The following is a 15,271-nucleotide window of genomic DNA, read 5'->3' as shown; positions in this document are numbered from 1 at the left end:
GCGTTTTGTTTAGTCGTTAATCATTCGTTTACCTCAATTGACCAAGCGCTTCGGCCTTTTGGGATGTTTGTGATCGCAATCGCCTCAAGCACACTGCGGGGTGGGGACAAGCCCGGACAATCACGGGCTGTCGGAGCACTTCGAGCGCGATATCAGCGCTCTTCCTTTTAGGGGCGATCATGGATAACGAAAGCAAATCCGGCAAAATCATCGTGACTTCCGTTGCTGAGCTGACATCCCCGCTGGGGGTAACTGTCGGCGAGGCAGCCGGGGCCAAGGGCTTTCTTCTCGACGTGTCAGTCGGTGGCCTGCAGGAAATCCTGATCGCCTTTTCCAACGGTCGTAACGAACCTCTTCGATCGACATTGTCCGTCGGTGGCCAGGTGCCGGAAGTCATCGAGTTTGAGCCGACCGGCTCTTGGACGACCTTCTCCAATAGGGTCCTTCATATCGATCTTGCAGAGGGCATGCATGTCCTGACCTTCTCGTCGCTCAACAATGCCGGTGCGGAAATTGCCAGCGTCAGCAACCTGGGCCCTGCCAGTGGCGGCAAGTCCGGCCGTTCGCTCCTGACATCGGCAGCCCTTGCCGGGTTGAACATTGCCGCCGTCGGTGCGGTTGCGCTGGCGCTGAGCCCCAGTGTCCAGCACGCGACGGAGGAAAAGCCGAGGGCTGGTGCTGCCCCGGACGAGACGCCGCCTGCTCCGCGGGCCGAAGAGGTTGCAAGTCTTGCAGCGACACCTTTGTCTCCCACCGCCAATGCATCGAACGAAACCCAGGAAGAGGCGTCTGCAACACCGGATGGCAAGGCGAACCTGACGACCGGCACCGTACCGCAAGCTGCGCCAGCTGATTTGGCTTCCGCTGCAATACCGGAAACGAGCGGGCGCGATTTCCGCTTTATCGGCGCCGGTGATATCTCGTCTTCCGGCCGCGAGGGCGGTCCCGTTTCGTATGTTGCGCCGATCGAGATCGGAGGACAGGCGGTTAACCGCTCCGTAGCTGCGCTGGTCACGGTCGAGCCTTCGGTAGACAGCCCGGCTCTGGTCGCAGACGAACCTTCGGAGAACGTGGTTGAGGAAGTGGTCGAGCCGTCGGTGGAGCCACCAGTCGAACCGGTGATTGAGCCGCCGGTCGTAACCGCCATGCCCTTACGCATTCAGGCTGAAGTCGCCACGCTCGGCAATTCCGGTGGCAACGTGACCACCAATCCGAATGTCGTTCATAAGGACACTGCCGGCGCGACCGATATTCCGAATGCGGACGCGGCCGATGGCGACGCCTATGTCGATTTTGCCGGCGTCGGGACCAACAACAATATCGGCAACGGCCAGTATATCGAATGGACATTCTCGGTTGGCCAGGCGGGTTTCTACGACATTGGTTTCGGTTATGCGTTTTCCTCGACCGTTACCACCCGTCCGATGCGTCTCGACGTGAATGGCCAGCTTTGGGATCGCGTCTTCGACTTCAATGGCACGACAAACAACGCCACCTATTCGGAGAGCGGGACCCGCGTTCTGCTGCAGGCCGGAGAGAACACGATCCGCCTGACGGCGAATGGCTTTTCGGGGCCGAATATCGACTATCTGGAAATCCGCAATGCCGATCCGAACATGATCGTAATCCAGGCAGAAAGCCTTGTGACCCAGGTCGGCAACAATTCCAACGGCGCTATAAATCGGCCGATCAATCTGTCAAACACGCCTGCGAGCGAAATCTTCCGATTTGGCGCCGAAGGCGAATCCTATCTCGATTGGGCGCAGAGTGCCGCTGCGCAGGTTTCGATGACATTCGACGTTCCCGTTTCCGGCACCTATTCGTTCATGGTCACCTATGCCAACGGCGGCACAACAAACCGGCCGTTGAAGCTTTATAGCGACGCGGTCGCAGGCGATCCGCTACACACGCTCAACTTCGCCTCCACTCAGGCCAATGCGGTGAGGGCGCGCCCGAGTGACCTTCCCACCAATGTCCAGACAGCGCCGGCCGGTGCCACCGGTATTGGTCAAGGCTGGGAAGGCTGGTCAGTCGAAACCGTCACGGTGCATCTTGAGGCCGGCTCCAACACACTGATCCTCAGCGGCGCTGGCGTCACGACCGGTCCCAATATCGACAAGTTCGTCATCAAGCTTTTGGAAGCCGATCCGACGCCGGTCGAAAATACCGCTCCGATTGCGCTCGACCTGACGGTTGAAGGCGTCGAGGACACGTCGATCACGATCGACGTTGCGGAACTGATTTCCGACGCCGAAGATGATACGCTCACCATCATCGCAACGGTGCCGGCAGAACAAGGCACCGTCTCGGTTCTTGGCACCGTCATCACCTTCACACCGGCTGCCGACTTTAATGGCTCGGCATCGATCAGCTACACGGTGACCGATCAGGACGGCCTGAGCGATACGTCCACCGTTACCGTCACGGTTGCTTGGGTGAATGATACACCGCTGCTGTTTGGCAGCGTCGCCCCGCAGAACGTGGTCGCAGGCAGTGCGCATGTCATCGAGCTTCCATTGACGACCGACGATGTGGATGGCGACGATGTCTCGCTCGTCATCGCCAATGCCGAAGACCTGCCGGACGGCTTTTCGATCGTTGCGGGCAAGCTCGCGATTGCTGCAAGTGTCGATCCGGGCTCTTATTCGGTGGAGATTGTCGGTTCTGACGGTACGCTCAGTTCGACCCCGATCACGGTCAGCATCACCGTTGCTGCCGAGCCAGTCGACCCTGTCGATCCCACCAATACGGCGCCGGAAATCTCCAGCGATCCGGGCTTTGTCATCAGCGAGAACAGCCTTGCTGTCGGCCAGATCAGCGCCTCCGACGACGATGGAGACCTGCTGCAATATGCGCTCTCCGGTGCCGATGCGGACAAATTCACCATCGATGCCAACGGTAATCTGTCGCTGATCGCAGCGCCCGATTTCGAAAACCCGAACGATGCGGATGGCGATGGTGTCTATTCCGCGACCGTGACCGTCAGCGACGGACAGACCAATACGGCGCAGGCCATCACTGTCACGATCGCCGATATCAACGAAGCGCCGACAAGCATTTCGTTTACGGGCGCAAACACATTTGAGGAAGACGTGGCACAGGGCACTGTGCTGGGCACGGTCGGCGGCTCCGACCCGGATGGCGACGTGCTGTCCTATGCGGTCAGCGACGCACGTTTCTTGATCAATGGCGGCCAGCTGATCGTCGCACCGGGCGCCAGCTTCGACTTTGTCGCAGAACCGTCTGTCCAGATCGTCGTCAGCGCCACCGATGGCCAGTTCACGACAACGCAGGCCTTTACATTCGGCGTGACAGACGTTCCGGAAGTTCCGGTCGAACCGGCTGATCTGCAGTCACTCGTCTTCAACCAGGCCGGCCTGACGCCCTACAGCGCGCAGGACAGCGGTCCCGGCGGTGTCATTGCCGATGGCGGCAACACGCTCACCCTCAACGGTAATTTCTGGAAACGCGCTTCTCTTGGCGAAAGCTATACGATCACCGAAAATACCCAGTTGATCTTGAAGGTCACAATCGGGAGCTCACTGTCGGAAATCATCGCCATCGGTTTCGATGACGACGAACTGCCTTTCGAGGCTAGCGACAAGTCGATCTACCAGATCGCTGGCAATCACAACCAGTCTTCCTTCATCGACCTGCGCAACGGCTCGGCCGGAACGCCCGGTCAGGTGATGACCGTCACCATTAATCTTTCGGCCCATGCCGGCAAGACGATCAGTTCACTGGTCTTCATCGCCGATGATGACCAGGCCAGCAACGGTCTCGGCTCGGTCAGCTTCTCCAACGTGCAGCTTGCCGAGATCGAACCGGAAAATACCGTTCCCGGCATTGTCGGCGGTGGTTTTGCCGACATGAGCATCAACGAGCGCGGTTTGCTCGAAGTCGACCTTCCCTTCGTCGATGCGGATGGCGATACGCTGACCTATACGCTGGACGTTAAGACTGCTCAGGGTACTTCTGCTCAGGGTTTTGCCGGCCTCGTCTTCGAGGACGGGGTTCTCTCAGGCCCGATCGCGGCTCTGCCGGGAAGCTATACGGTTACCGTTGTCGCGACAGACGGCCGTGGTGGTTCGACCAGCAGCGATTTCGTCCTGACTGTTGCCGACGTCAATGATGCCCCGCTCGCCGACACGTCGATCCAGTTCGAGCCGATGGAGGCGATGACGGGAGACGACGTTTCCGTCGACATCTCGTCCTTCAGCGATGCGTTTTCCGACGTCGACGGCGATCAGCTAACCTTCTCCGTCGAAGACCTTCCGCCCGGCCTCAGCCTGAATGCTGAGGGCGTCATTGTCGGCACACCGACGCAACCGGGCGAAGGATTCTTTACGGTTGTCGCGACCGACCCTTCCGGTCTTCGGGCGGAAATCCAGGTTCCGTTCCTGATCGGCGGCGAAGCGGTCGGCGAGGCTAGCTTCTTGGTCGAAGCGGAGGCCTTTACCGGTCTGGGCTCGGCGACCGGCTTCTATCTCTCAGCTGCCCCCGCCGCTTCCGGCGGCCAGCTGATCCGCGCCAATGCCAACCAGTCTGCCAATGTCACCACTGTTCTATCGCAGAATGGCGTGACCGAAGGCTGGTACACCGTGACCATCAGCGTCTTCGACGAGACAGACGGCAGCGCCACCTTCTCGCTGAAGATTGGCGACACGGTTCTGGCCACCAATCTGAGCTTCGACAACAACGGCACGTTCGACAATCCATCGGCAACGCGTGGTAACGCCGCGCAGGCCGGTAACCTGAAGACCATCACCTTCACCAGTCCGGTCTTCATAGATGGCGCAACCATCGCGCAGCTTTCCGGCCAGTCCGACAGCGGCGAGCATCTGCGCATCGACAAGCTCACTTTCACTCCGACCGCAGGACCGGTACAACAGGCTCCGAGTGCGGTGATACTGACCGGCGGCACGATCAACGAGAATGTCATTGCGGGCGTCATCGGCACGCTTTCCGCCACGGATCCGGATGGCAACAGTGCGTCGATCGTCTACACGACAACCGACACGCGGTTCACCATTCAAGGCAATACGATCCGTCTCGCCGATGGCGTGAGCCTCGATCACGAGGCGCAGGAGACCGTGACCGTCTCGGTCAAGGCAACCGACACGCAGGGTCTTTCGACCACCACGAACCTGACGATCAACGTTGGTGATGTCAACGAAGCCCCGAAACTCGTAGTGGGAGCCGATATCGCCGATGTCGTGCTGGATGCCGGCGAGGGGACAACGATCAACCTTGCAACGGCACTCGGCGCTACCGATCCGGATGCGGGCGACAGTGTCAGCTATGTCGCAACGCTTGCCAACGGCTCTGCGCTGCCGACGGGTATCAGCGTTGCCGGTGGCGTGCTGACCGTCGCGACCAATGTGGCCGCCGGTACCTATGCCATTTCGGTTGCCGCCAGCGATGGTGAGCTTTCGAGTGCACCGGTGACCTTCTCCGTCACGGTAGGCGAACCGGTGATCCTGGTGCCGTTCTCGACCACGATCCAGGCGGAAGCCGGCTCGATCACGCTGCTGGACAATGGTTCGAACACGACAATCACGACCATCCGCGACCCAAGCAACCAGGAATCCCCCGGTACCGTGGGCCTCGTCAATGGCCTGCGTCCAGGCTTCTCCGGAACCGGCTATGTCGATTACGGCGACACGGCGGGCGATCGCCTGAACTACAGTGTCGATGTGCCGGCAGCCGGCACCTACACGTTCAGCATCCGTTATGCCAGCAACAGCGCCCGCCCGCTCAATCTCGTCGTGAATGGCGGCACGGCGCAATCTCTGCCCTTCGTCGCCACCGGAACCAGCACGTCCGGCCCGGCGGAAGGCTTCAACAACTGGTCGTTCCAGACGGTTACGGTGACGCTGCAGGCGGGAACCAATACCTTCTCGCTCGCCATCCCGCCGGGTGCCACGACCGGCCCGAATCTCGATTCCATCGAGATTACCGGCAATGTGCCCTCGACCGGCGATACATCGGCTGATGCGGACGAGATTCCGTTGTTCCTCACCGGCCCGCAGGGCCCCTTGAGCGGCGCCGGCGCCGATTCCATCAACTTCAACCTCGCCGGTATCGACGACGATATCGTCAAGGTGGAGATGAGCTTCGATGGCGGTGCGACGCGTGTCACCGTCAATCCGGACGCTGACGGCGACTATGCGGTCGACGGTTCGGCGCTCGCGTCGGGCAATTACACGGCGATTGCCTATGTGACCGATGCTGCGGGTAACGTTGCGCAGTCGCAGATGAACATCACGATTGCCGGTCCGGTTGTCGTCGCCCCGTTCACCATCCAGGCGGAAGACGAAACCAAGGTCACCGTCAATGATACGGGGACCGGTGACAGCGACACGTCTTTGACCCGCGAGGTCAATGCGACCCGCCCCGATGCAACGGGCAATTATCGTCCCGGCGCGACTGACGGCGCATACATCGACTTCGGCTCGAATCCGGGTGATGCGATCACCTTCAACGTCAACGCGCCGGCCGCGGGCACATACCTCGTCACGTTCCGTTACGCGAACGGGGCGACGACGGATCGTCCGCTTCTCATAGCGGTCAACGGCGAGAGCGAAGGCTCGGTGTCCTTCATCCCCGGTCCGATCACAGGCACTGGCGCCAGTGCCACGGGCTGGACTTCCTGGATCGAAAAGAGCGTCGAAGTGACATTGACGGCGGGGGCAAACAGCATTCGCCTCGAAATTCCGGCGGGTGCGGTCGGTGGCCCGAATATCGATCAGGCTACTTTCGAATATCTCGATGGTGAGGGCCCGCAGAACCCGACGCAGCCTTTCTCGGTCACGATCGAAGGCGAGACGTTCACGATCACGGATATCGAGGCGAATGCCCTGACACCGGCCGATACGGTCTATCGCACCCCCGCCAACAAGGAGGGCGGAGCGAATGCCGGCAATAGCGGCCCCGGCCTGACCTATGACAGCAACGGCCTGCGTCCCGGCTATGAGGGCAGCGGTTATCTCGATATGGGCGGTGAGGTTGGCGACAAGGCCGGCTTCAACGTAACCGTCGATCAGGCGGGCACCTACCAGCTGACGATCCGCTATGCCAATGGTGGCACGACGGATCGCCCGATGGTGCTGTCGATCAACGGCGAGAACCAGACCATATCGATGAATTCGACCATCCCGACCGGTGGCACCGGTGACCAGGGCTGGGCGAACTGGGTGGAGGTTACCTACGACATCGAGCTTGACGCCGGCGTCAACGCCATTTCGATTGCCAACACGACCACCAATGGCCCGAATATCGACAATGTCACGATCAGCCGCGAGGGGGACGAGGGGCCGGGGGAAACCCGCGATCTCATCCGCTTCGAGCCGGTGGTGAAGATCAACTTTGAACCGGCTCCGGGCCAGACGACGCAGGGCCTGCCGACAGGATACCAGACCCCGACGGGTTATCTTGCCGATACCGGTGCCGCATATGGCAACCGCGGAAACGGCTTCTCCTATGGCTGGGTAACCGAGGCAAGCGTTGCCGACGGAACCGCCAACGGCACGATCGCATCCGCCCAACCGGCAAATGCCCATTGGTACAAGGACACCGTTTCCGGCGCGTCCAGCCTGCAGAAGACCTACGCCCATTTCGAATATCCGGGTGCCGGAGCCGCCGGTGCGCGTGCCTGGGAAATGGCACTCGAAAACGGCACCTATCAGGTGACGATGTCGGTCGGCGATACGGCAGGAGCCTTCGATTCCAACTACATCATCAACCTCGAAGGCGTGAATGTCATGCCTGAGTGGACGCCGGCAAACCCGATCAACGGCAGCCAGAACGGCGGCGGTTTCCGCTCGACGCTGGTCACAGCTGTGGTGACGGTAACGGACGGCAGGCTGACGATGGACTCCATCGGCGGCGTCAACACCGAAATCCAGTATCTCGAAGTCGAGCGCATCCCCGACCTCACACCCGGCGATGGCCGAAGCGCCGACAAGGATTTCTCCTACTTCGTAGCCCCTGTCGCTGCCTCGCTGGAAGACGGCCAGGTCTCGATCGCGATCGGTCCGGATGGCGAATTGCCGACCGGCATCGACCCGACCTCGACCTTCGTCGTCGGCATCAACCTGCAGGCAGAAGGCAATCGCGGGCCGAACATCACCCATACCGACAATATCAAGCTGATCGAGACACTCACCGGCATCGAAGTGCCGGTTGCGATCCAGATCAGTGGTGGGGCAGATACGCTCAACATCCGCCCGCTTCAGGATCTGAAGGAGAATACCAGCTATACGCTGAAGGTTCAGGACGTGATGGACCTCGGATCGATCACCGATCCGAATGGGCCGCTTCGCCAGTTCCAGGACCTGACGACGACCTTCGTCACGGGGACTGCGCCGGAAGACGTGCCGCGCGAGGTCGCCTTCTCGACCGACGTCATTCTCAACGGCTTTGCCGATGGCGCCTTCGGTTATACGACAATCGAGTTCGGTCCGGACGGTAAGCTCTATGTCGCCACGATCACCGGTGAAATTCATCGCTGGGATGTCAACGCCAACGGCACGATCGACAAGGCCTCGCAGGAAACGCTGTCACTCAGCTATCTGGAAGCGCCGGGCGGCGAACGTCGCGGCATTGTCGGATTCGTCTTCGATCCCGAAGATTCGAACACGATCTGGATTTCCGACAACGCACCGATCCCGCGTGAATCCAAGGCTTTCGACACACCGGAATTTTCCGGTCGGGTTAGCAAGGTCACGCTCAGCGAAGTCTTCGAAAATTCGACCGCGGAGACCTATATCACTGGCCTGCCGCGATCCGGCGGTGACCACCTGACCAATAGCCTGGAATTCCGTCGCAACCCCGATTACACCGCGACGAATGGCGAGCCGGAACACCTGCTCTATCTCAGCCAGGGATCCAACTCCGCGGCTGGCGCTGCCGACGGCGCGTGGGGGAACCGTCCAGAACGCCTGCTCAATGCCGCGATCCTGGAAATCGATCCGACCCGCAATGCGCCGGCCGGCGGGTTCAACGTACAGACCGAGCCCAGTGTCGCCGGAAACCCGAGCTATCAGTCGCCGGCTGCGAGCTTCAATGCGAACGGCACTCATTCGACATTCTACAATCCGTTCGCTCCGGATGCCGTGCTGAGCATCTATGCCACCGGTGTGCGTAATGCCTACGACCTTGTCTGGCATTCGAACGGTAATCTCTACGTACCGACCAACGGTACCGCCTCGGGCGGCAAGACGCCGACCGATCCGACGCAGCCGGGCCTCGATACGACGATCGCCAACTCGCCAAAACAGTACGACTACTTCTTCACCATCGACGAGGGCGGTTATTACGGCCATCCCAACGTGCTGCGCGATCAATACATCCTCAATGGTGGCAACCCGACGGGTGGCCGAGATCCGAACGAGGTTGTCGGCGGCAATGACGGCAATAGCAGCACGGATGGATATCAGACCGGCGTCCAGCCCGATCCGGACTACGATCTCGATGGCGTCTACAATCTCGGCTACAACCAGTCGCCGAACGGCGCGATTGAATATACCGGTGGAGCCTTCGGTTCCAACCTCAAGGGCGCGGTCCTCTTCGCCCAGTTCTCGACTGGCGATAACGTCCGCTACATCCGTGTCGATGCCCAGGGCAATATCATCGACGACGACGTGCTGCGTCGTCCCGACGGTTCGGTCATCGACGATTATATCGATCCGCTCGACATCATCGAAAACCCCGTGACCGGCCAGCTCTACCTGATGACGCTGAACCGCAGCACGGGTGCGAGCCAGCTGATCCTGCTTACCCCGGCGCCCGGTGGCGTTACGCAGGATCTGACGGCCGACGAGGGCAACAATCTCGCCCTCGTCGCCGTCGACGTTACCGATCCTGAAGCCGCGATCTTCCGCATCGATGGTCTAGACGACGATATCACGGCGATCCGCATTTCCTTCGATGGCGGGCCGAAGCAGACTATTACCGTCAATGCGCAGAAGCAGTTCACCATCGATCTCGGAACAACCTCGGGGCCGGTGACTGCCAGCCTTGAAGTCACGGACGACGCGCTCAACAGCAAGACGGTGACCTTGAACTTCGTGCCGGGCGAGGAGCCTTCCGGCGAAGACTTCGTGCTTCTCACCACCATTCAGGCCGAAGACAGGACGCCGAATGACGGCACCTCCGTCGTCGTGCCGACGGGTACGGCACCGCAGATCCAGATCCGCGATGCGTCGAATATCGAACCAGGCACTGTCGCCGGCACGGTGAACGGCCTGCGTCCGGGCGCTTACGGCACGGATGGGAATACCAACAGCAATGATGGAATTCCGGGCGGTTATGCCGATTTCGGTTCCACCAATGCCGATTTCATCAGCTTCAACTTCTCGGTTCCGTCGGACCAGGCCGGCAATGCCATCCTGCGCTTCCGTTATGCCAATGGCGGCACGACGGACCGGCCATTGCAGCTTGAAATCAACGGCACGATCATCAAGGTCCAGTCTTTTGCGCCGATCACGGTAACCGATGGTTCCGACCCCTGGAACCAATGGCGGACGGTCGAAATTCCGGTCGTTCTGACGGCAGGTGCCAATACGGTGACCCTGCGCTCCGTCTCCAATACCGGCCCGAATATCGACCAGCTGGAAGTGTTGGTGGCGAGCGAGAGCAATGCCGTTCCAAACGACGGCGAGATGGTCGTCGACGGCACGACCTATGTCAAATACGAGGCGGAAAAGGCAGATCTCGGCGGTGCGGCAATCATCACGGAAAACCGCAACCAGTCCGGCGGCGCCTTTGTCGATTATGTCGGGACAGCCGACCAGTCGGTCAGCTGGACGATCTCGACAGGCACCAGCGGCAGCTACGGCCTCGATATCCTCTATGCGCTTGGTGCGGGCAAGGCCGCGCGCCCGATGACTATTCTCGTGAATGGTGTCGCGGTCCAGACGCTACCTTTTGCCGCCAACTCGAATGCCGGGGAAACCGTCTGGGGGCCGCAGTCGGTCACACTCGACCTGTCTGCCGGCACAACCGTTATTACCCTGAAAGCGCCGGGCGGTGTCGGTCCGAACATCGACTACATCCGGGTCACCAAGGATGCGGTCGCCATCTTCGAACCGGATTACGCCGAGATCGACGGCTCCGGCCGCATAGAGCTTGAGGCGACCGATGGCTCGGCGCATACCGTCAACGGCAGCACCGTCGACTTCTACTTCACCGTCGATGCGGATGGCACCTACAAGCTGGATGTCGCCGCCAATGCGAACGCCGCCAACGGCCAGTCGCTAAAGTGGTTCCTCAACGGCGTCGAAGTGGATATCAGCGCTTTCCCGGGGGCGGGCACCGCAGGGGAGGAGTCCGTCTATCTGGTGCTTGAAGCCGGTGAGAACTACCAGCTCCGGATCGTCTCAAACGCACCGGGTGCCAACGGTCTCGACTATCTCGATATCCAGCCGGCGCCGGGCAATCCGAATGCCGATATCGCGGTCCAGAGCCTCGATGCCGCCTATTTCGACGACCGGCTGCATTTCTCCTATATCGAGGACCCGGATGCCGTGGAACCCGGCGCGCCGCGCGACTTCAAGGATACCGGTACGGTGCGGTTGAGCAATACCGGCACCGAGCCGCTGACCATCAGCGACTACCAGCTCACCGGCCCGTTCGTGTTGCAGAATCCGAATGCGCTCAACGGCGCCACGATCGCGCCCGGCTCCTTCCTTGATGTGATGGTCGTCTTCAATCGTGCGGCCTATACGCCGCCGACCACCAATGTCGATGCGACCTCGACCGTCTTTGAAGGCCAGTTGAAACTCATCACCAATGATCAGGACAGCCCTGTCGCAAACATAAAACTTGCCGGTTTCTGGCAGGCACGCGACGAGGGTGGCCAGGAACCCAATGTCAACGAGATCTGGAAGATCTTCGGCTTCGGTAATGTCATCGAGGGGTTGAGGCTGCAGGGCGGTGGCGAGAACTCGGTTCTCTCTACCGACGACGTCTTTGCCAAGACCGATGAGACGGAAGTGCTGTCGCCCTACTGGAAGCTCGCCGATGGCGTGACAACCGCGAAGATCACCCAGATCGCAGCTTTCCACGGCCCCGGCGGTGCGACGATCGGCATCCACAATCCTGGTAACAAAGGGCAGGGCACGACCTTCTGGAACCACGAAGGCAACGACAACCAGCGGCTTCTGCCCAATGCCGGCAATGACAACACCTTTGCCACCCGCAACTTCACCAACAACGATATACCTGACGGCTGGGCGGGCAACGAAATCTTCGGGATAACCGTGGCCGGCCTTTCGACCGACCCGCGGCTCAACCCGACAGGTGGGGTCATCGTTCCTGGCGCCCAGCAGGGACATACCGTGAAGATGTTCCAGGCGCTCGACGCCAATGGCAACGTGATCCCGAATGTCTATCTCGGCATCATGGACTATACCGGCATCAACTACGACTATAACGACAACCTCTTCGTCATCGAGGGCGTCCAGCCGGTCGGCTTCGGCGCAGATATGGTCATCGCCGGTCTCGACGATGCGGCGGCAGACGACCGTCTGGTCTTCACCAATATCGACCAGCCGGTGAATGCCGCGCAGACCTTCCGTAACGAAGCGACGTTCACCATCACCAATGACGGCTTTACCGCGCTGACACTGACGAGCCTTGTCCTGTCGGACACTTCGGCCTTCGAGTTTGTCGGCACGGTTCCGACGAGCGTTGCCGCCGGTGCCTCCGTTCAGGTGACCGTCCGTTTCAAGGGCACCCATGCTGGCAATACTGCCGGTGCGGATATCTACAAGGCGACGCTGACGATCAACTCCAACGATTACGATGGAGCGCAGGTCATCCAGCTCGCCGGCCTGGCGCAGGAGTTTTCCGAAAACAACTCCGAGCCGACTGTCGCCCAGATCGTCGAGGCATTCGGTTACTCGACCGATATCGCGCAGGGCCAGCTTGCCAATGGCGGCAAGGTGGAAACGATCGGCGACGAAGTGCTGATGCCCTATCTGCAAAAGCTCGACCCGTCCAAGGGCGTCGAGGTCATCCAGATGGCGGCCTTCCTGCAGCAGGGCAATGTCGCTCGCCTCGGCTATCACCAGGTCGGATCGAGCGCGGTCACCAATCTCTTCGCCAATGACGACCAGCAGGGCCAGACGGTTCTGCCGGACCAACTGGTGACGGGGAACGGTGCCGGTGCATCCGTCGCCCGCGGCGTTATCAACCAGAACACGCCTTTCGGCCTGTTCATCTCGGTCGATGGCCGTCCGACCTACGCTTCGTGGACCGACCCGGAAGCCAACAAGATCGATCCGAATTTCGGCCAGCTCGTCGGCGAGGACCAGGGTCACCTGATCCGCTTCTTCGAGGCGCTCGATGCCGATGGCAACGTCATTCCCGGTACCTATATCGCCATCCAGGATTATCCGGGCGCCGGAAATTACGACTACAACGACCACATGTTCATCATCAAGAACGTCAAGCCGCATGTCCTGACGGCTGCCAATGACGCCAATGGTGACGGCATCAACGATGCGCTGCGGCTCGATGCGGACAATGACGGCACGGTCAACTTCTTTGACACGACCACGCCGCCGCCGACCGGACCGCAGACGCCCTATGGCGGCACGGCTCCGAGCTTCACCAATGGCGTGCTGACTGTCGACGCGACGAACTTCGACAATGGCGGCCAGGGGATTTCCTGGAACGACAATACAGGCCTCGACAACCCGACAAGCAACCCGACCTTCCGGCCGGGCCGTGATGTTGAATTGGTCGGCTCGGGCCTCGATATCGGCCATGTGAAGCCGGGCGAGTGGGTGGAGTACACGATCAATGTGCCGACGGCCGGAACCTACACCTTCTCGGCCAATGCCAAGACACCGGTGACCGGCGCCACCATCTCCGTCTCGCTGAACGGCCAGACGCAGCTTGGGACAGTCACGCTGGCCGACGGTCATGCAGGCGGATCGAATTTCGGCAATGCGGCTTTCGCCGACAGTGCGCCGGTCTCGATCAACCTCGGCGCTGGCGTGCAGACGCTCAGGCTTACCTTCAATGGTCCGCTTGCATCGAACGGCTACGTGCTGGATCTGGCTTCGTTCAAGCTGACGGCACCGGTGAACCAGCAGACGCCATATCCGGGAGCTGCCCCGACCTTCACCAACGGGGTGCTGACCGTTGACGCCACGAACTTCGACAATGGCGGCCAGGGGATTTCCTGGAACGACAATGCCGGCCTCGACAATCCGACGAGCAACCCGACCTTCCGGCCGGGGCGCGGTGTCGAGCTGGTCGGTGCGGGTCTCGACATTGGCCATGTTAAGCCGGGCGAGTGGGTGGAGTACACGATCAACGTGCCGACGGCCGGAACCTACACCTTCTCGGCCAACGCCAAGACGCCGGTTGCCGGCGCCACGATCGGCGTGTCCCTCAATGGCCAGGCCCAGCTCGGCACGGTCACCCTTGCCGACGGCCACGCGGGCGGTTCGAATTTCGACAGCGCCGCCTTTGCCCAGAGTGCGCCTATATCGATCAATCTCGGTGCAGGTGTGCAGACGCTGCGGTTGACCTTCAACGGTCCGCTTGCGTCGAACGGCTACGTGCTGGATCTGGCATCCTTCACGCTGACGGCGCCGGCCAGCCAGCAGCCCTTCGGTGGTGTGGCTCCGGCACTCGGCGATGCGGGGCTCGTCATCGACGGCGTCGAGTATGACAATGGCGGTCAAGGCGTCGCTTACAATGATGCCGCCGGCCTTCAGGGTGGCACCAATGGCGGCCGCGCAGGTTCGTCGGTCGAGATAACCGGCGGCGGCGACGTGGGCTGGATCGCCAATGGCGAGTGGCTGGAATACACGATCAACGTGACCGAGGCCGGCACCTATGACTTCAACCTGTCGATGTCGCTGGGTGAAACCGGTGGTCCGAACCGCAGCGTGACGGCCACCTTCACCAACGGTTCGGCGGTCGACACGGTGACGGTCGCGACTCCCAGAACCGGGACCTGGTCGAACTTCCAGGACACCGAAACCGTCAGCGTCGCGCTCGATGCCGGCACGACGGTCGTGCGCCTGACCTTCAACGGCGGCTCGCAGGACTTCTCGTCCTTCTCGCTGGAACCGGCAGGTGCATCCGCAATGACGCTAGCGAGCCTCGGTCTGGATAGCGAAACCTCCACTATCGACGACACGCCGCCCGCCCCGGAGATCGCGGATCTCGGCATGACGCCGCTCGACGAGCAGGAACAGAACCACCTGCAAGGCTACGACATCGTCATCTGACGGGATCGGGCGACGGC

Annotated in this window: 1 protein-coding gene; it reads left to right on the top strand. The window is 60.9% G+C overall.

The features are described from left to right. Positions 1-179 precede the first annotated feature (179 nt). Entirely contained in the window at positions 180-15,254 is a 15,075-nt protein-coding gene (locus GGE33_RS14660) for a carbohydrate-binding protein (protein ID WP_183824227.1), read from the top strand. The last annotated feature ends 17 nt before the right edge of the window (positions 15,255-15,271 follow it).

Origin of the sequence: Aliirhizobium cellulosilyticum (assembly GCF_014198105.1) — a bacterium.
Lineage (GTDB): Bacteria > Pseudomonadota > Alphaproteobacteria > Rhizobiales > Rhizobiaceae > Neorhizobium > Neorhizobium cellulosilyticum.
The sequence above is the reverse complement of the archived record's forward strand: the minus strand, read 5'-3'. Positions and strand labels throughout refer to the sequence as shown.